We start from the raw sequence: 18,347 nt of genomic DNA on the forward strand, positions 1-18,347 counted from the left end.
GGGAGCAAGCTCCCTCGCCACAGATTTCCTTATTTGTGTAAAAGGATTCACCTCATGGCCGTGTTGCCAGAACTTGAAGCTTTCCTCGAACTCGCCGAGTTCGGCCGGCTGACCGGCAAAAGCCGCGCGATGCACGAACAGACCCCGCAACAGGCGCGCATCGATTTCGAAGCGTCCTCGGGGTTTCTCGATGTGCCGCTGGACAACATCGTCTGCGAGCACTTCACCATCGCCGCACGCGACGGCCACAGCCTGGCGGCGCGGCTGTATCGCGACGGGAATACGGTCGGCGGTTTGCAACCGGTGATCCTGTATTTCCACGGCGGCGGCTACGTAGTCGGTAGCCTCGATTCCCACGATGCGCTGTGCCGGCGCTTGGCCGCGCAAGGTGGTTTTGCCTTGTTGACCGCGGATTATCGACTGGCGCCGGAGTGGCGTTTCCCGACCCCGGTGCAGGACGCCTGCGATACCGGCAACTGGCTGGTGCGCGAGGGCGCGGCTCATGGCCTGGACGCGTCGCGGGTGGCGCTGGCCGGTGACAGCGTTGGTGCAACCTTGGCCACGGTGCTGTCACTGATTGCCGTGCGTGAACCCGAAGAGTTGGTGTTGAAACCCAAGGCGCAATTGCTGGTGTACCCGGTGACCGACGCCACCACACACCGCGCCTCGCACCGGGACTTTGCCGAAGGTTACTTGCTGGAAACCCCAACCCTGGACTGGTTCTACGCCCACTACGGCCGCACCCCGGCCGATCTCGCGGACTGGCGCTGTTCACCGCTGCTGGCCGAAGACCTGTCGGGCATGGCGCCCGCCCTGGTGTACCTGGCCGGCCACGATCCGCTGCACGACGAAGGCCTGGCCTATGCCGAGCGTTTGCGCGCTGCCGGCAACGACGTGACCTTGCTGGAACAACCGGGCATGACGCATGACTTTCTGCGCATGGCGGGGTTGTTGAGTGAGGTGGAAGGGATTCATGCGGAAGTGGCGGGGTGGGTGCGCACAAGGCTGTGAGTTGAAGTGACAAAACCCGCCATCTCGGTGAAAGGGGATGGCGGGTTTTTTTGTGCCCGCGATGACGGCATAGCGTCCAATTCAAATCCTGACCCATAAAAAATGCCCGCATCTCACGACACGGGCATTTTTCATTTCAGCTCAGGCGACTCAGAAGTCGTACTTGGCCGTTACCTGGAAGTTACGCGGCTCGCCGTAGAAGGTCGTGCCGAAGTTGCCCAGGCCTGTCAGGTACTTTTTGTCGAAGACGTTGTAGGCGTTGGCGGTGAAGCTCAGGTGCTCGTCGTACTGATAACGGGTCATCAGGTCGACAAGGGTGTAGCCGCCTTGCTTGAGGGTGGCGGTTGCACCTTGACCACTGCCATCGACGCTCGGGTTGAAGCTCTGGCCGTAAAACGCGCTCTGCCAGCTCACACCACCACCGACGGTGACCTGGTCAAGTGCGCCGGGCAGACGGTAAGTGGTGAACGTGCGCACGACGTGTTCCGGCTTGGTGGTGGCCAACGGGAAACCGTAGATGCGCTGTTCGTCCTTGTCACGGGAGCGGGCGTAGGTGTAACCGGCCGACAGGTTCCAGCCTTCGGCCAGTTCACCGGCCAGTTCCAGTTCCACGCCCTTGGTGGTGGCGCCGGAGGTTGGTTTGTAGACGTCTTGACCGGTGTCGGTGTCGGTGGTGACGTACTGGGCGACGTTGTCCTGCTCGATGCGGAAGAAGGCCAGGCTGGCGTTCAACTTGCCTTCGAAGTAGGCCGCTTTCAGGCCGGTTTCGTAGCTGTTGCCTTCCACCGGCTCCAAGGTCTTGCCGCTGGCGTCCTTGTAGATTTGCGGCTGGTAGATGCTGGTGTAGCTGGCATACACCGAGTACGTATCGTCGAGGTCATAGACCACACCGGCGTAAGGCGTGACCACGCCGTGTTCCTTGTAGCTGGCATGGGTGTCGGTCAGGCTCGCGCCTGGATAGTAGGTGTAGTCTTCGTTGTATTTGAAGGTGCTGACACGGCCGCCGAGGATGAACGACAGGTCGTCGGTCGGACGCAGGCGCGTGGCGAGGTAAGCGCCGTTCTGGCTTTGGGTACGTTCGTACTTGCCGTTTTTCGGGAATTCCTGTTTGGCGATGTGGCCTTCCCAGTCAAAGATGTTGCCCGGCACCAGTTCGAAGGCGCTGGTGTCGTAGGTGGAACCTGTCTGACGCGAGTGGGAGGTCATGAAGCCCGCGACCAGTTCATGCTCACGGCCGCCGAGGGAAAACGGACCGGAGACATTGATGTCAGCAGTGTTCTGTACGCGGTGGCCTTCCCAGCGACCCCAGTAGAAGAACATGCCTTCGCCGGTGGCGCGATCCGGGTTGCCGCCGCTGGCGGAGGCCAGTTGGGTGTCGTGATCGGTGGTTTTCTGGTCCAGGGTGGCCTTGAGTTTCCAGTCGTTGGCCAGCGCCTGTTCCAGGGACGCGAAATAGGTGGTGCTCTCGAAATCACGACGGCTCCAGTCGGAGCCCGGGTTGAAACTGCGCGAGAAATCGGTACGGCCACCGTCGCTGTAGAACGGCGAGTTACCGGTCCAGGAACTGCCGCGCGGGGTGGCGCTGGACTTGTCGACGCCCAGGGTCAGCAGGGTGTCGTCGGTCAGGTCAGCTTCGAGGATGCCGTAGTACAGGTCTTTCTTCTGGCTGTAGTGGTCGATGTACGAATCTTTGTCTTGCAGGGCGCCGACGAAACGGCCACGCACGCTGCCGGTATCGTTCAGCGAACCGGAGATGTCGCCTTCGCCGCGGTAGTTGTCCCAGGAACCGGCGGTGGCGCTGACCGATGCCTTGAAGTCCTTGGTTGGTTTCTTGCGCACCAGGTTGACGGTCGCGGCCGGGTCACCGGCACCGGTCATCAGGCCGGTCGAGCCCTTGATGACTTCGATGCGGTCGAGGCTGGCGGAGTCGTCACTGTTGTTCGGGTTTTCACCGTAGACACCGTCGTAGGGAATGTTGACGCCATCGTACTGAAAGTTGGTGATGGCAAAACCACGGGTGGAAAACTCGGTACGGTCACTGTCGTATTTTTGCATGGTGACGCCAGGCGTGTTGCGCAGGACATCACCCACGCTCTTTGAGCCCTGGTCATCCATCTGCTGACGCGTCACCACGGTCACCGATTGTGGCGTTTCGCGAATGGTCAGCGGCAGCTTGGTGGCGGTGGTGGTGGCGCCGGTGGTGTAGGAACCGGTGTCTTCAGTGGTCAGGCCCAGGGCCTGGCCGGAGATGGTGGTCGCGCCCAGTTGCAGGCTCGAAGAGCCGCCGGAAATCAGCGTCACGCTGTTGCCGTTGATCTGGAACGAAATGCCGGTGCCCTTGAGCATCTCGGTCAGGGCCGCAGACGGCTCCAGCGAACCGGACACGGCGCGGGACTTGATGCCGGCTACCTGGTCCGGGCTGTAGAGGATCTGCAGGTTGGTCTGCATGCCCAGCTCGGTCAGTGCGCTGGACAGCGGCTGCACGGAGATACTCACTTTTACAGGCGCTGCGTTGGCCATGTTGCTCCCCAGCAACGTGGCGGTCAGCAGAACGCTGGTCAACAGGGTTCTATGCAGAGACGGGCGCTGTACGGCCAGTGCGAGAGGTGTGCGGCGTGGAAGAGATCGCATTACTTACCTGTGCTCCTGAAAAGTGTTGTGCAGAGTTTTTGTTAATAGGAATGATTATTAAGACGAGATGCGAATGCGAAACCGGAAAAGAAATGTGAAAAAAATGTCATTGAGGTTCAGGCAGGCATCAGCTCGGTGACGACCCGGCCGCTTTCCATGCGCACGAGTTGGTCGGCGACATCGAAATAACGGTCGTCGTGAGAGATCACGATGATGGTCTTGCCCAGGCGTTTCAGGTCCGGCAGCAGCTCGGTGTAGAAAATCCGGCGGAAGGTCGGGTCCTGGTCGGCGGCCCATTCGTCGAATACCAGCACCGGTCGTTCTTCCAGCCAGGCGTTGACCAGTGCCAGGCGTTTGCGCTGGCCGGTGGAGAGGTCGGTGGTGGTGAAATTGCCGTCCTTGACGCTGACCTTGTGTGCGATCTCCAGGCGTTGCAGGTATTTGTTGGCGTCTTCCGGGATCTGCGTGTCGCCCTGGACCACGTCGTCGAACAGGTAGTAGTCGGCGAAAATGGTGGTGAACAACTGGCGATAGTCGTCGCGGTTCTGCGCGTCGATGGCCTCGCCGTTAACGCGGATCTGCCCCTGTTGCGGGGTGTACAGGCCCAGCAGCAACTTGATCAGCGTGGTCTTGCCGCAGCCGTTCTCACCGACGATGAAGGTGATGTCGCCCTGTTTGATCGTCAGGTTGACCGGCCCCAATTGAAACGGCGCGGCGCCGTCAACCGACGGGAAGGCGTAGCGCACGTCCGCCAGTTGCAGTTCGTGCACGGCCGGTTTGACGTTGCCCTGATCGCTGAGCAGCAGGTGCGCTTCCGGGGTGGAAAACTGCTCGGACAATTCGGCGATGCGGCGGAAGGCGATCTGCGCGCGGCTGACGATTGGCAGGGTGCTGATTAAGTGTTCCAGCGGACCTTTCATGTACAGCAGCACCAGCACGAAGCCGCTCATCACGGTCTTGTCGGCGCTCGGCCAGAAGGTTTGCAGCGCCAACGCCAGGCCGATGACCACGAAGAACAGCATCGACCCGAAGGTCTTGGCGATGACGAAGGTGTTGATCGAACGCACCTGGGTGTTGCAGATGAATTCGGCAGTGCCCTTGATGCCCGAGGTGAACATGCGCTGGCGGCGTGGGCGGTGAATGCGCAGTTCCTTGGCGCCTTCGGCGATGGCGTTGTAGTGCTTTTGCAGTTCGTCTTCGGCGTCACGGGCGGCCATGAAGCCTTGCACGCCCTTGCTCTGGGCATAGGCCTGAATCGCGGTGCCGATCAGGATCGCGGCGACCATGATCAGGAACATCGGCCACGAGAGGATCGCCAGGTAGCCCATGCAACCCAGGGTCACGGTCACGGAAATCGCCAGCGGCGCGAAGGCGAAGGCGAAGTCGCTGATGGTGTCGACGTCGTGGGTCAGCACCGGGATCAGGCGATGGCTGCGGTAGCGCTCGATCTGTTCGATCGGCGCCGACAGGACTTTTTCACCCAGCTGTTTACGCAGTTTGGCGATGATGTGCTGGCCGACGTAGTTGGTGCCGATGTCGGAGCAGATCGAGCTGGCCAGCGCCAGCAGGCACAGGCCGGCGAACAGCGCGACCACGCCCTGGGTCAGGCCGCTGTCCGAATGCAAAGCGTTGTTGATGGTCGCCAGCAGCACCGTGACGCTCAGGCCGCCGACCATGCCCAGGAAAATGGACGCGGCGACGATCAGTCGAAAGGGTTTGAGCAGGGCGAACAATTCGCCGATGGCGCCTCGGGTGGGCTGGATCATGGAAGACAGTTCCTTGGGTCGGAAGGCAGATACCCAGTAGAACGTCTGGTCGAGGGGTTAATTTAGAGAGGTGCCGACTGGTGGTGAGGTTGCTCCTGCCACTAAACCCTGTGGGAGCCAGCCTGCTGGCGATAGCGGACTGTCAGGCGATATTTTAATCGACTGGAAGTCAGTCATCGCCAGCAGGCTGGCTCCCATAGGGGGAAAGTGGTACGCCTTAGAGCTGGCGCACGACACGAAAGCCCATCCAGTCGCCGCGCTCCTGCGGGTACTGGCTGTTGCGGTTGCCGGAGCGGGAGAACACCGGCGCTTCACCCCAGTCGTTGCCGCGGATGCGCACGGCTTCGCAGTTGGGTTCCAGCCAGGCGCTGCCGTCGGTGGGTGCGCCGACGTAGTTCGGGTGTTCGCAGTCTTCGACCCATTCGTAGACGTTGCCGTGCATGTCGTACATGCCAAAGGCGTTGGGCGGGTAGCTGCCCACTGGCGAGCTGTAGCTGTAGCCGTCCGCCGGGCCGTAGGTGTTGGCGTGTTTGGCGATGCTGTATTCCTTGCCTTCATCGAACGGGAAGGGGAACGGGCCCTGGGTGCCGCCGCGTGCGGCATATTCGCGTTGGGCTTCGCTGACCATGCTGTACTTCTGCCCGGTTTTCTTCGACAGCCAGGCAACGTAGTTCTTAACGTCGTCGAAGTTCATGCACACCGCCGGCTGGCGTGGGCTCTGTGGATAACGCGGTTTGCTGGCGATGCATTCTCGGCCGGGGCGGGTATCGCCGTTGGCGATGGTGACGCCGCTCTCCTTCACGTAGCTGTCCCACTCACCGGCGGTGATCTGGAATCGGCTCATGGCGAACGGCTTGGCGAAGGTCACATCATGCATCGGGCTTTCATCGGGCTCGCGACCGACTTCGTCGTCAGGGGTGCCCATGGTGAAGGTGCCGGCCGGTAGAACGACCATTTCCGGGCAGTTCTTGCAGTCCTTGAATACCTTGCCCGGTGGCGGGGGCGTGGCGGCTTGCGCGGCGGCGGGCAGCAGGCCGGCCAACAGCGCGGTCAGGGCGAGGGCCTTGAGGGGAGACAGCTGATCACTGTTCATTTGTCATCTCGATTTGAAGAAAAGCAGGGTGCCCCTGTAGGGGGCGTCAGGCCGTTTTGTTGAGCAAGGCCATGAAGCGGTCGACTTCGTTTTCGCTGTTGAGCAGGCCGGGGGCGATACGGATCACAGGGCCGACGTCGCGGTCGACCGAGTCACAGACCACGCGGTTCTGCATCAACCCGCTGGCGACTTTTTCGCAGTCCGTATCCTTGATCCGGAAGAAGGTAAAACCGGCGGACAATTGCGGACTCTGCGGCGTGACCAGTTCGATCCTTGGCTGTTCCAGCAGGCGATTCTTGGCATAGGTGTTGAGCGCGTGGATGCGTGCCTGGACCTCGGCCTTGCCCAGGTCCAGGTGCAATTTGAACGCTTCGTCCGCCGCCCAGCGGTGTTCGAAACTGTGATAACCGCCAGGGGTCATGATGGTCGCGAAGTCGGTGGATTCGCTGAAGGTCGGAATGATCGGCGTGACGTCCTTGACCTCGGCGGAGCGGGCGCAAATGATCCCGGTGCCGCGAGGACCGAACATCCATTTGTGGGTGCCAGCGATGAAGAAATCGCAGTGCATGTCGGGAAAATCGAGGTTCTCGACGCCAAAACCGTGCACGCCGTCGACCACATACAGGATGCGATCCTTCTCGTCGCGCTGACGGTTCAGCTCTTCGACCAATTTGCCGATTTCACCAATCGGCAGTTTCACGCCGCTGCCCGATTGCACCCAGGTCATGCCCAGTACGCGGGTTTCGGGGCGGATGCCTTTGCGAATCGAGTCGAGCACTTCATCTACGGAAATGTCGTGGCTGTTTTCGAACAACTTGAGTTTGCGCACCTGGGTGCCCTGGCGTTGCTGGCGGAATTCCAAGGTGTAGTGGGTGGAGTAATGCTCGTGTTCGCTGACCAGGATTTCCTGATCCGGGCGCACATGAATGCCGCCGTAAATCATTGCCAGGCCTTCGGTGGTGCTGCCGGTGAGGGCGATCTGCTCAGGCTTGGCGTTGAGGTAGCGACCGGCCCAGACCCGCACGTTGTGCTCGCGCTTCTCGGTTTCCTGCAGGTCCCAGTCCATGGCGCGGCCGGGGTTGCGGTCGATGTTGGCGCGGTGCAGGTCGATCGCGTTGCGCACGGGCGTCGGGTGCGAGGTCACCAGGAAGTTGGCGAAGTGCAGGTAGTCCGGGTCCTGATTGAATAACTGGCGCAGTTGCGCCCATTTACCCTTGGGCAACGGTTGCGGATTGGTGGCGGCCAGCGCCGGCAGACTCGCACCGGCAGTCAGGGGCAGGCCGGCGGCAAGAATTCCGGCCTGCTTGAGGAATGAACGACGGTTGGTCATGGCTTCGGCTTCGCTTGGCAATAGTGGCATCAGTTTTTGGCGACGGGTTTGGAGGACTTTTCCACCTGGTCCCAGACCCGGAGGAAATTGCCGCCCCAGAGCTTGGCGATGTCGGCCTCGCTGTAACCGCGACTGATCAGTTCGGCGGTCACGTTGCGCGCCTCGCTGACATCCTTCCAGCCATCGAGGCCGCCGCCATCGTTGAAGTCGGAGCTGATGCCGACGTGGTCGATGCCGATTTTTTTCACTGCGTAGTCAATCGCGTCGCCGTAATCCTTGAGGGTGGCCTTGGGTTCTTCGTCGACGATGGCGTAGAGCTGGCTAGCGTATTCGCCGAAACGTTGCTCGGACCACACGGTGATGATCGGATCGCCCGGCATCAACGCCATCTCCAGGCCTTGCAATGGTTGCAGGTCGAAGCGCGCACGCAGGGCGTTGAGTTTGTCCTGGGTGGCCTGGCTCAGTGGGCGGATGTAGGTCGGGAAACCGACAATCTGCACCACGCCGCCGCTGGCCTTGATCAGTTGCATTTCGTGGTCGCTCAGGTTGCGCGGAATGTCCACCAGCCCTCGCGGTGCCGAGTGCGACGCGACCATCGGCGTGCGGCTCAAACGGGCGACTTGCTCAAGCGCTTTGGTCGACATCTGTGACACGTCGATGATCACGCCCAGATCGTTGAGGCGGTGCACCGCTTGTTTGCCGATGTCTGAGAGCCCCCCAAGAGCATCCCGCGAGTCATTGAAAAACGGCAGCGGCCGCGACGAATCGGCCCAGGCATTGTTGCCCACATAGCTGAAACCGAACATGCGCATGCCCCGTGCGGCCCACTTGTCCAAGGCATTGAGGTCGTTACCCAGCGGGTAGGCGTTGAGCATGCTCATGAAAATCGCAAACTTGCCTTCGCCGTGCAGGCGACGGAAATCGTCGGGGGTGTAGGCGATGGCGACCTGATTGGGGTAGTCGCGCACCAGCGTGGTGATGATCTTGAAACGGGTTTCCTGCTCGAAGCGTGCTTCTTCGATGAAACCGGCAGTGGGACGATGCGGCGCGTTGGGACCGTTCCAGATTTCCGGCCAGCCGAAGATGGTCAGCGCCGCGCCGGACAGGCGTCCGCGCCCGGTTTTCACCAGGTCGAACTGGCCGCTGCCGTCTTTGTCGGCTTCGTTGCCGGCGGTGCCGAAATCCATCGGCACGGTGATGTGACTGTCGAACGAGAGAAGACGCTCATGCAGTTCATTGGCCTGTTTCATTACCTTGATCGGGTAGCCGGGATTGTCCTTGAACCAGTAATCCCAGGCCGCGAAGCCGGCGCCAGCGGTGATCGCCAGGGCCAGCGGCAGGCCGATGTAAAGAGCCTTTTTCGAACGTGGTTTTGTCATTGCCGTCTCAGTCAGGTTCGCCGCAGGGGGCTTTGCTATCTGGGAGGAACGAGTGGTTGATCCGGAAATTTAGCTGTTTGTGCCGACCTCATCGCTGGCAAGCGAGCTCCCACAGTGACCGCCGTCCATTGTGGGCGCTGGCTTGCCAGCGATGCTTCTAAATTTTGCAGGGCAACAAACGTTCTAGCTTGGATAAAGCCTGCTTCATGGCTGACACAGGTAGGGCAATGACGATTTCTCGACGATGGTTCATGGCGGGCCTGGCGCTGACCAGCGCTGCCGTGCCGGCGGCTTTTTATGGGCATCGCGAATGGACGAAACCGGATCCGACGATCACCCCCGGCGAAGCTTCATTCGATGTGGCGGACGTCGCCGGTCAACGCCTGGCGGATACGCTGCGCGGTGTCTGGCAGATTCGTTTCGAAGGTCGTGACGCGGGGCTTGAAGGCTTGCCGCGGGATGGTCTGGAAGTGTTTCTCGACATCGGCCACAAAGGTCGTGGCCTGATCGGTTTTCTCGACACCGCCGAACGTTTGCGTTCCAGCGAACAGCCTCGATATCGGGTGCTCGGCGATCTGGCCGGAGTCAAACCGGCGCAGTTGAGCTGGCGACTGGTCAGTGCCAATGGCAGCTGTGACTACGAATTCAGCATGACGCTGGATGAAGTCTGGGCCGGTTTCGGCAATGCTGGCAGCGGCTCTTTGAGCGGTCGCGTGCTGGATCTGGATCGGCCCTTGATGCTGACGGCGCAGGACAATCGGTTCGTCGCCGTGAAGAAAGTCTTCCCCGAAGCCCGCGAGCGCACCGGCCTGAATCCACCGCTGTTGGGTTGGCTGACGTCCCAGGAACATCGCCTGTTTCACCAGCTCTGGCATGCCTCCCGGGACAAGTGGCACACCTTGCCCGAAGACAAACGCAACGCCTTGCGCGGTATCGGCTGGCAGCCCGGCCCACGGGATCAGGAGCGTGATGCCCGGGGCAAGCGCAAGGATCGCAATGGTTCGGGCGTGGACTTTTTCTTCATGCACCGGCACATGCTGGGCACGGCGCGTTCGATGCAGGATTTGCCGTCGTGGACGCATTTCCCGCTGCCCCAACCTGAGTTGGCCCGGGACCGCATCGGCTTCGCCAACTATTTCGACAACCACGATGGCACCGCGCTGCCGCCGACCTGGCTGGCCGAGGACGATGACGAGTACTCGCAGTGGGTCAGCGACATCAAGACCGCAGAGACCTATCACAGCAATTTCCAGGTTTGGGAATCGCAGTACCGCGACCCGCGTTATCTGTCGAAGCTGACGTTGGGGCAGTTCGGTTCGGAGGTGGAACTGGGCCTGCATGACTGGCTGCACATGCGCTGGGCTTCGGTGCCGCGTGATCCGTCCAATGGGCAGCCAGTGCCGTTCGCCCGCGATCCGGCCGACTTTTCCGCACGTTGGTATGCGCCGGAGAATGACTTTCTGGGTGACCCGTTTTCGTCTCATGTGAACCCGGTGTTCTGGCATTTCCATGGCTGGATCGATGATCGTCTGGAAGACTGGTTCCGCGCCCATGAGCGCTTCCATCCGGGGGAAGTCAGTCGCCTGCAGGTCAATGGCGTGCCGTGGTTTTCACCGGGGCGTTGGGTCGAGATTGCCGATCCGTGGCTCGGGCCGGGCACTCATGGTTGCAGCACCACGCCGGGGTTGCAGGCTGGCAAGTCGGTGGAGATGGACCCGGAAACCATGAAGCTGGCGCTGCGGATTACCTTTGGCGAGGATGAAAAGACACTCGCGGATCTGTTCCGCAAGGTGCCGCAGCGACCGTGGTATGCGCGGCATTTGAAGGCCAAGGCCTAAAGCAAAAGATCGCTGCCGAAGGCTGCGATCTTTTGATCTTCAGAGCGTTTGCCACCCACCCCCAAGTGCCTTGTACAACGCAATGCTCGCCTGCATCCGCGACAGCCGCAGTTGTACATTCAAATCCTGCGCCGCATACAGCGTGCGCTGGGTCTCCAGCACTGTCAGCAAATCCTCGGCGCCGGCTTCATAGCGGCTTTGCGCAATGTTGAACGCGGTTTGCGCCTGGTTCAGTTCTTCGCTTTGCCACTGCCGTTGCTCATCCAGTCCGCGAATGCTGTTCAGGGCTTTTTCCACGTCGGCGAAACCATTGATGATCGCCCCGCGATAGCTTTCCAGCAGTTCTTCCTGCCGGGCTGTGGCTTTGTCGCGTTCGGCGCCGAGGCGGCCGTTGTTGAACACAGGCGCGAGCAATCCGGCGGTGAGGTTGTAGAACGGGCTGCGCAGAATGTCGCCCGCGCGGTCGGCGCCGGAGCCGATTTCCGCGCTGAGGGTGACGGTCGGCAACATCGCGGCGCGGGCCACGGTGACGTCGGCCTGGGCCGCGGCCAGTTGCGCTTCGACCCGGGCGATGTCCGGGCGACGGCTGAGCAATTGACTGGGCACGCCGGCATCGATGGCTGGCCATGACAGTTGGTCAAAGCGCTCCTGGCCGAGGGACAACGCCTGCACCGGACGACCGAGCAGGGCGGCGAGGCTGATCTGCGCGTCCGCGGCCTGTTGCTGCACCAGCGGCAATTGCCGTTGCTGTGCCGCCACCAGGCTTTTTTGCTGGGCCAGTTCCAGCGCGGTGGCCGAACCTGAATCGAAGCGGGTCTGCACCAGTTTCAAAACGTTCTGCGCATTCGCCAGATTCAACTCGGCAATGCGGCTTTGCTCCTGCAACGACAGGGTTTGTGCATAGCCGTTGGCAACACCGCTGAGCAACGTCAGCTCCACCGTTGCCTGATCGAACTCGCTGGCGCGCAGGGCGAATTGTGCGCTGTCGCGGGAGGCACGCTGGCCACCCCAGAAATCGATCTCGTAACTGGCCGTCAGATTGGCGTTGAAGTAATCCACGGCGCTGTTGTCGCTGTCGGCGTCCAGTTGGCTGTAGCCATCGCCGCGCAGCAGTTTCTGGCGATTGGCGTTGGCACCGGCCTTGATCTCGGGCAACTGCGAGCCACCAGCGACCACGGTTTGAGCCTGTGCCTGACGCACTCGGGCGATGGCGGCGGCCAGGTCGTAACTGCCGACACGGGCCTGTTCGATCAGGCGTCCCAGTTGCGGACTGCCAAAACGGTTCCACCATTGCTGGTTGTCGCGGGTGGCGCCGATGGTGTGCGGCGATTGCCAGGCGGCGGGCGGCGCAATGCCGCTGTCCGGGCGCGGGGCAGGGCTGCCGCAGGCGCTGAGTAGCAGGCACAAGGTCAACAGGCTGAGTTGCGGCTTCATAAATCGATCATTCACTGGTAAGGGCCGTGACCGGGTCGAGTCGGGCAGCTTTGCGGGCCGGCATGAAGCCGAAGACAACACCGGTGACCAGGGCGCAGCCGAAGGCGCCGAGTACCGCTATCAGGGAGAACGCGACCGCGACTTCGCTGAGAATCAGCACGCCGCCGACGATCAAGGCCAGGGCAATCCCGGCGAGCCCGCCGACCACCGAGAGCATCACTGCTTCGGTGAGGAACTGGCGCAGGATGTCCCGCTGCCGGGCGCCGGTCGCCATGCGGATACCGATCTCGCGGGTACGCTCGCGCACGGTCATGAGCATGATGTTCATCACGCCGATGCCACCCACCAGCAACGAAATCGCGGCGATCGAACCGAGCATCAGCGACAGGGTATTTTGCGTGCGCGCCTCGGCCTGGATCATCGCCGCGTTGTTGGTCAGCTCGAAATCCTTCTTGCCGTTGTGCAGGCGCAGCATCAGTTGCTCGATAGCGTGTTCCGTCTCTTTGACCTTGCGCGCATCGGCAGCGGCAATTGCGATGTACTCCGGATTGTGCGTGCCGAACAGCCGCACGCTGGCGGCAGAGTAGGGGATGGCGATGCGGTCGTCGCTGTCGGAGTCGCCGGAGCTGGCGCCTTTTTCCGCCAGCACGCCGACCACCTGGAACGGCACGTTCTCGATCAGGATGTACTGGCCGATGGGATTGGCCACGTCCTTGAGCAGTTTGGTGCGGACCTTGTGCCCGATCACGGCCACCGCGGCTGCATTCTGTTCATCGGCCTCGGTGAAGTAGCTGCCCTCGACCACGGGCCAGTTGAAGATCGCCGGGAAATGGGTGTCGTTGCCGCCGACGTAGCTCAAGTGGTCGAGGTTGCCGAAGCGCACCCCGGCTTCCTGGCCGTTGACCGGCATGATGCGCATCACTTGTGGCAGGCTCGCCACGGCTTTGACTTCGTCGAGGGTGATGATGCCCAGCGGCGTGCGCGGGTTGGGTGCCGAGCCGCTGAGGTAAATGATGTTGGAACCGAACGCGCCCATCTGCGCCATGACCTGGCGTTTGCTGCCTTCACCAACGGCCAGCATCACCACCACCGACGCCACGCCGATGATGATCCCCAGCAGGGTCAGTGCGGTGCGGAACTTGTTGATCCACATCACCCGCCAGGCCGCTTGTACGGCATCCACCAGTTCGCCTTTCCAGGCACCTGTTGCTTCGGCGCCTTCGCTCAGGCGTTTGCGTAAATCGACGGCTTGCAAGGCGCCGGGGGTGGCCGAGTGTTGTACGGCCGGGTTGTCTTGGGCGCTGTCGCTGATGATCAGGCCGTCACTGATTTCGATGATGCGCTTGGCTCGCGCCGCGACTTCGCGGTCGTGGGTGATCAGGATGACCACGTGGCCCTGGCTCGCCAGTTCGTCGAGCAGCGCCATGACTTCTTTGCCGCTGTGGCTGTCGAGTGCGCCGGTGGGTTCGTCGGCGAGGATGATGTGGCCGCCGTTCATCAAGGCGCGGGCGATGGACACCCGTTGCTGCTGGCCGCCGGACAGTTGGTGCGGACGGTTGCCGGTGCGCGTGGCCAGGCCGAGGCGGTCGAGCAGGGCGGCGGCGCGGGCGTGGCGCTCGGCGGCCGGAGTGCCGGCATAGATTGCCGGCATCTCGACGTTTTCCTGGGCCGAGCCGGATGGAATCAAGTGGTAGCCCTGGAACACGAACCCGAACGCTTCGCGGCGCAACCAAGCCAGTTCGTCGCTGTCGAGGGCGGCGACGTTTTCCCCGGCGAACCGGTATTCGCCCGAGGTCGGACGGTCGAGACAGCCGAGGATGTTCATCAGCGTCGACTTGCCGGAACCAGAGGCGCCGACGATCGCCACGAACTCCCCGGCATGGATCGACAGGTCGATGCCGCGCAACACGTGAACTTCAGGCGCGTCGCCACCGCCGTAGGCTTTGCGGATGTCCGAAAGGTCGATCAGGGGCGTTTGCATTCAACCGCCGCTCCCGTCAGCCGGGCCGATCAACAGGTGATCGCCTTCCTGCAAGCCTTCGAGGATCTGCACCCGCAGGCGATCGCTGATGCCGGTGCGCACGTTGCGTTGTTCGATGCTGCCGTTCTTGGCGACCACTTGCGCGATCTGGCTATCGGCTTGCGCACCGGCTTGCAGCGCAGCAATCGGTGCGGTCAGCACGTTTTGCGCCTGATCGGCGACGAAAAATACCTGGGTGGTCATTTCCGCCATCAGCGCGTTGTCGGCGTTGTCGACGTCGAGCAACACGGTGTACAGCACCACGCGAGCGCTGCCGCTTTTACTCGAACTGGCGGGGCTGCCGCCGCCCTGGCTGGTCTGATCCAGAGGTTTTGGCGGCACTGGCAGAATCTGCCGCACGGTGCTTTTCCAGCGCCGGGTGCCGCCGCTGAGGGTGGTGAACCACGCCGTCATACCGGGTTTGACGTGGCCGATGTCGGCTTCCGAGACTTCGGCCCAGACGGTCATCGGCGACAGTTTGGCGATGCGCAGAATCAGTGGTGTCTGCTGCTGGGCATTGAGGGTCTGGCCTTCACGGGCATCGAGCGCGACCACGGTGCCGGACATCGGCGCGTAAATCCGTGTGTAGCCGAGTTCGGCCTGATCGCTGCGCAGGCTGGCCTGAGCCTGGCGAATCTGCGCCTGGAACATGTCGATTCGTGCCTGGGTGGCACGCCGTTCGGCCTGGGCGGTCTGCACGTCTTCTTCACGGGTGGCGCCGCCGGCCTTGAGGTTCTGTTGGCGCTGGAATTTCTGCCGGGCCAGTTCATGCAGCGCCTTTTGCTCTTGCAGCTGTGCCTGGAGGTTCTCGATGGAGAAACGCCCGGCGTCGAGTTTGGCCTGTTGCGTGGAGGGATCGATTTCCACCAGCAACTGGCCCTCCTTGACCACGTCGCCGACTTCCACATGGATTTTGTGGATTTGCCCGGACGCCTGGGCGCCGACATCGACATAGCGACGCGGTTGCAGGGTGCCCAGTGCCGTGACACTGCTTTCTATATCGGCGCGGGTGACTTGCACGGTGGCGAACTGGTCACGGCCTGGCGGGATGATTTTCCAGGCGGCGACGGCGATGACGGGGATCAGGCAGAGTGCGACAAGCAGGGCGCGTCGGGTGTGACGGGGACGTTTCATGCAGTGTTCCGGCCAAAGGATTTCGGCCCGTCCTTCAGCGGCGGGAAGACGGGGAGCTGTCCTTTATACGTTGGAAGACCCGGGGAATTTAGCCCCGGACATATGGGGTTACACGTGTAGACCATGACTATTTGTCGGGCAACACAAAGCAGTACTTTAAATCTATATGAGAATTACTATAAATTACGCAGCTCAAACTGCCACTATCGTGCCATTGCCTGGTTTTATGGTCGAGCAGCTGGCCCAAGGACAGAAACCGCACCCGTGCGGACGGGAGTCATGTTGGAAAACTACTATCGAGAGCTGGTGTGTTTCCTGAACGCCAAGCTCGGCAACCGTCAGGTCGCCGAAGATGTGGTGCATGACGCTTATCTGCGGGTGCTGGAGCGTTCCAGCGAGACGCCGATCGAGCAGCCCCGGGCATTCCTTTATCGCACGGCACTGAACCTGGTGATCGACGATCACCGGCGCAATGCCTTGCGTCAGGTCGAGTCCCTGGACGTGCTCGATAATGAAGAGCGCTATTTCAGTCCTTCGCCTTTCAGCACCCTCGACCATGGTCAGCGCCTGGACATGCTCCAGCGTGCGTTGGCAGAATTGCCACGGCTGTGCCGCGAGAGTTTCCTGCTGCGCAAGATCGAAGGCCTGTCGCACCCGGAAATTGCTGAACGCCTGGGCATTTCCAAGGCGCTGGTCGAGAAACACATCGTCAACGCGATGAAGCATTGCCGGGTGCGTGTGCGGCAATGGGATGCGCATTGATCCTCCTTTGATCCCTTCTTGTTAAATTTTATTTCACTGTCCTCGTTCCTACTCAACAGACGACCTACTGTCCTGCTCAAGGCCGGTCAGGTCACTTAGGCTCTCCTTGCCCCGCTGTTGAGGGGTTCATCCAGAGGACACTGGAAATGACACAGGCAATTGCATCGCCCATCGTTCACGACCTGATCGGGGTCGGTTTCGGCCCTTCGAACCTGGCGCTGGCCATCGCTCTGCAAGAGCGCGGGGCGATCCAGGGCGAACTGGATGTACTGTTTCTCGACAAGCAGGCCAACTACAGCTGGCACGGCAACACCCTGTCGACCCAGAGCGAGCTGCAGATTTCCTTCCTCAAGGACCTGGTGACCCTGCGCAACCCGACCAGCCCGTATTCGTTCGTCAATTACCTCAAGGCCCACGGCCGTCTGGTGGACTTCATCAACCTGGGCACCTTCTATCCGTGCCGCATGGAGTACAACGACTACCTGCGCTGGGTCGCCGCTCAGTTCGAACGTCAGAGCCGCTACGGCGAAGAAGTGCTGACCATCGAGCCGGTGCTGCACAACCAGCAAGTCGAAGCGCTGCGGGTCATTTCCCGTGATGCGACGGGGCATCAACATGTGCGCACCGCGCGTTCCGTAGTGGTCAGCGCCGGCGGTACGCCGCGTATTCCCGAAGCGTTCAAGGCGCTGAAGGATGACGGCCGCGTGTTCCACCATTCGCAGTACCTGGCGCAGATGGCCAAGCAGCCGTGCGTGAACAACCAACCGATGAGCATTGCGATCATCGGCGGCGGGCAGAGCGCGGCGGAAGCCTTCATCGACCTTAACGACAGCTTCCCGTCGGTACAGGTCGACATGATCCTGCGCGGCTCGGCGCTGAAGCCTGCTGACGATAGCCCGTTCGTCAACGAAGTGTTCTCGCCGGAGTTCACCGACCTGGTGTTCCAGCAGGAGAGCAGCGAGCGTGAGCGACTGGTCAACGAGTACCACAACACCAACTACTCGGTCGTGGACATCGACTTGATCGAACGCATCTACGGGATTTTCTACCGTCAGAAAGTCTCGGGCATTGCCCGTCACGCGTTCCGTACCCTGACCACTGTCGAAAAAGCCACCGCTACCGAGCGCGGCATTGAGCTGGCGGTGCGCAATAACGCCACCGGCGAAGTCACGGTTCGTCACTACGACGCCGTGGTGTTGGCCACCGGTTACGAGCGCCAGATGCACCGCAAACTGCTGGCGCCACTGGAGCAGTACCTGGGCGATTTCGAGGTTGATCGCAACTACAAACTGATCACCGACGAGCGTTGCAAGGCCGGCATCTACATGCAGGGTTTCTGCCAGGCCAGCCACGGCTTGAGCGATACGCTGCTGTCGATCCTGCCGATCCGCGCCGATGAAATTGCCGGGTCGCTGTATGACCATGGCAAGAACCGGGGGCACAGCCGTTCGGTGGTGGATTTGTTGTTGGTGACTGCCAGCTGATATCCAGTTGAACCGCAAAAGATCGCAGCCTTCGGCAGCTCCTGCATTGAAATGCTATGCACCTGCAGGCGCTGCCGAAGGCTGCGATCTTTTGATTTTGCAATCAATCCTGAACCCTTCCTGAAGAACCCCGCATTTCCCCAGCCATTCCCCGCCACAGCGTTTACTCTGCAAAAACCGGGGCGTAAGCTTCGCGCGTTTTCAATCAATAGCGGAGACCCACAGTGGGTACTTGTTCGAGTGACAGTAGTCGGCCGGTTTCGATAACCGGCACATCCTCGGCCAGATAACGCGCAGACTTTTTGTGCCGTTGTCTCGCCGTAAAAGCGAGCAGCGGCATCCCGATCACGGCCGGTCCCGGTCCGTGTCCCGACGTCCTTCTCATCGACGCTGAACCGTGCGTGATGTTCGACCCCGTGTCGTCATCGCGGCGCACCGACACGCCTGCTCGACGGTTTCCCGGCT

Annotated in this window: 12 protein-coding genes; 4 read left to right on the forward strand and 8 right to left on the reverse strand. The window is 61.5% G+C overall.

Going from position 1 to position 18,347, the window contains the following annotated elements:
* Positions 1-54 precede the first annotated feature (54 nt).
* Positions 55-1,011 (forward strand): alpha/beta hydrolase, encoded by a 957-nt coding sequence (locus ACNYC6_RS22920; protein WP_419709283.1) that lies wholly within the window; start codon positions 55-57, stop codon positions 1,009-1,011.
* A gap of 150 nt (positions 1,012-1,161) precedes the next feature.
* Here the strand turns inward: ACNYC6_RS22920 and ACNYC6_RS22925 are convergent, their stop codons facing one another.
* The 5 genes from ACNYC6_RS22925 to pvdM form a co-directional block, all read right to left on the reverse strand.
* A complete protein-coding gene (locus ACNYC6_RS22925) occupies positions 1,162-3,642 on the reverse strand; it encodes a TonB-dependent siderophore receptor (RefSeq protein WP_419709284.1) in 2,481 nt (826 codons plus the stop codon).
* Between the two features lie 116 nt (positions 3,643-3,758).
* Positions 3,759-5,408 carry a cyclic peptide export ABC transporter gene (locus tag ACNYC6_RS22930; protein WP_419709285.1) on the reverse strand — a complete coding sequence of 550 codons (1,650 nt, stop codon included), beginning with the start codon at positions 5,406-5,408 and terminating at the stop codon, positions 3,759-3,761.
* A 217-nt stretch (positions 5,409-5,625) separates the two neighbouring features.
* Positions 5,626-6,501, reverse strand: coding sequence for a formylglycine-generating enzyme family protein (locus tag ACNYC6_RS22935; RefSeq protein WP_419709286.1), 876 nt, complete (start codon positions 6,499-6,501; stop codon positions 5,626-5,628).
* A 46-nt stretch (positions 6,502-6,547) separates the two neighbouring features.
* Positions 6,548-7,831, reverse strand: coding sequence for an aminotransferase class V-fold PLP-dependent enzyme (locus ACNYC6_RS22940; RefSeq protein WP_419709287.1), 1,284 nt, complete (start codon positions 7,829-7,831; stop codon positions 6,548-6,550).
* Between the two features lie 29 nt (positions 7,832-7,860).
* Positions 7,861-9,210, reverse strand: a complete 1,350-nt coding sequence (gene pvdM, locus ACNYC6_RS22945) for a pyoverdine-tailoring dipeptidase-like protein PvdM (protein WP_419709288.1) — start codon at positions 9,208-9,210, stop codon at positions 7,861-7,863.
* A 227-nt stretch (positions 9,211-9,437) separates the two neighbouring features.
* On the opposite strand from pvdM, the gene ACNYC6_RS22950 reads away from it, so the two are divergent.
* Positions 9,438-11,048: a PvdJ/PvdD/PvdP-like protein gene (locus ACNYC6_RS22950; protein ID WP_419709289.1), complete on the forward strand. Its 1,611-nt coding sequence runs from the start codon at positions 9,438-9,440 to the stop codon at positions 11,046-11,048.
* Between the two features lie 39 nt (positions 11,049-11,087).
* On the opposite strand, the gene ACNYC6_RS22955 is transcribed toward ACNYC6_RS22950, so the two are convergent.
* The 3 genes from ACNYC6_RS22955 to ACNYC6_RS22965 are packed head-to-tail and all read right to left on the reverse strand — an operon-like array spanning position 11,088 to position 15,636.
* The gene (locus ACNYC6_RS22955; RefSeq protein WP_419709290.1) at positions 11,088-12,482 is read right to left on the reverse strand and encodes an efflux transporter outer membrane subunit; all 1,395 of its coding nucleotides are present in this window, start codon (positions 12,480-12,482) and stop codon (positions 11,088-11,090) included.
* A gap of 7 nt (positions 12,483-12,489) precedes the next feature.
* The gene (locus ACNYC6_RS22960; protein WP_419709291.1) at positions 12,490-14,463 is read right to left on the reverse strand and encodes a MacB family efflux pump subunit; all 1,974 of its coding nucleotides are present in this window, start codon (positions 14,461-14,463) and stop codon (positions 12,490-12,492) included.
* Entirely contained in the window at positions 14,464-15,636 is a 1,173-nt protein-coding gene (locus ACNYC6_RS22965; protein WP_419709292.1) for an efflux RND transporter periplasmic adaptor subunit, read from the reverse strand.
* 279 nt (positions 15,637-15,915) lie between these two features.
* On the opposite strand from ACNYC6_RS22965, the gene ACNYC6_RS22970 reads away from it, so the two are divergent.
* Together ACNYC6_RS22970 and ACNYC6_RS22975 are read left to right on the forward strand one after the other, a co-directional pair.
* Positions 15,916-16,398: a sigma-70 family RNA polymerase sigma factor gene (locus ACNYC6_RS22970; protein ID WP_419709293.1), complete on the forward strand. Its 483-nt coding sequence runs from the start codon at positions 15,916-15,918 to the stop codon at positions 16,396-16,398.
* A gap of 146 nt (positions 16,399-16,544) precedes the next feature.
* The gene (locus ACNYC6_RS22975; protein ID WP_419709294.1) at positions 16,545-17,882 is read left to right on the forward strand and encodes a lysine N(6)-hydroxylase/L-ornithine N(5)-oxygenase family protein; all 1,338 of its coding nucleotides are present in this window, start codon (positions 16,545-16,547) and stop codon (positions 17,880-17,882) included.
* Positions 17,883-18,347 lie beyond the last annotated feature (465 nt).

The sequence above is a fragment of the Pseudomonas sp. NFX224 genome (assembly GCF_048565165.1).
Classification (GTDB): Bacteria; Pseudomonadota; Gammaproteobacteria; order Pseudomonadales; family Pseudomonadaceae; genus Aquipseudomonas.

Coding starts and splice junctions, on each gene's coding strand:
- ACNYC6_RS22920 (WP_419709283.1), top strand. CDS start 55: ATGGCCGTGTTGCCAGAACTTGAAGCTTTCCTCGAACTCGCCGAGTTC.
- ACNYC6_RS22925 (WP_419709284.1), bottom strand. CDS start 3,642: ATGCGATCTCTTCCACGCCGCACACCTCTCGCACTGGCCGTACAGCGC.
- ACNYC6_RS22930 (WP_419709285.1), bottom strand. CDS start 5,408: ATGATCCAGCCCACCCGAGGCGCCATCGGCGAATTGTTCGCCCTGCTC.
- ACNYC6_RS22935 (WP_419709286.1), bottom strand. CDS start 6,501: ATGAACAGTGATCAGCTGTCTCCCCTCAAGGCCCTCGCCCTGACCGCG.
- ACNYC6_RS22940 (WP_419709287.1), bottom strand. CDS start 7,831: ATGACCAACCGTCGTTCATTCCTCAAGCAGGCCGGAATTCTTGCCGCC.
- pvdM (WP_419709288.1), bottom strand. CDS start 9,210: ATGACAAAACCACGTTCGAAAAAGGCTCTTTACATCGGCCTGCCGCTG.
- ACNYC6_RS22950 (WP_419709289.1), top strand. CDS start 9,438: ATGACGATTTCTCGACGATGGTTCATGGCGGGCCTGGCGCTGACCAGC.
- ACNYC6_RS22955 (WP_419709290.1), bottom strand. CDS start 12,482: ATGAAGCCGCAACTCAGCCTGTTGACCTTGTGCCTGCTACTCAGCGCC.
- ACNYC6_RS22960 (WP_419709291.1), bottom strand. CDS start 14,463: ATGCAAACGCCCCTGATCGACCTTTCGGACATCCGCAAAGCCTACGGC.
- ACNYC6_RS22965 (WP_419709292.1), bottom strand. CDS start 15,636: ATGAAACGTCCCCGTCACACCCGACGCGCCCTGCTTGTCGCACTCTGC.
- ACNYC6_RS22970 (WP_419709293.1), top strand. CDS start 15,916: ATGTTGGAAAACTACTATCGAGAGCTGGTGTGTTTCCTGAACGCCAAG.
- ACNYC6_RS22975 (WP_419709294.1), top strand. CDS start 16,545: ATGACACAGGCAATTGCATCGCCCATCGTTCACGACCTGATCGGGGTC.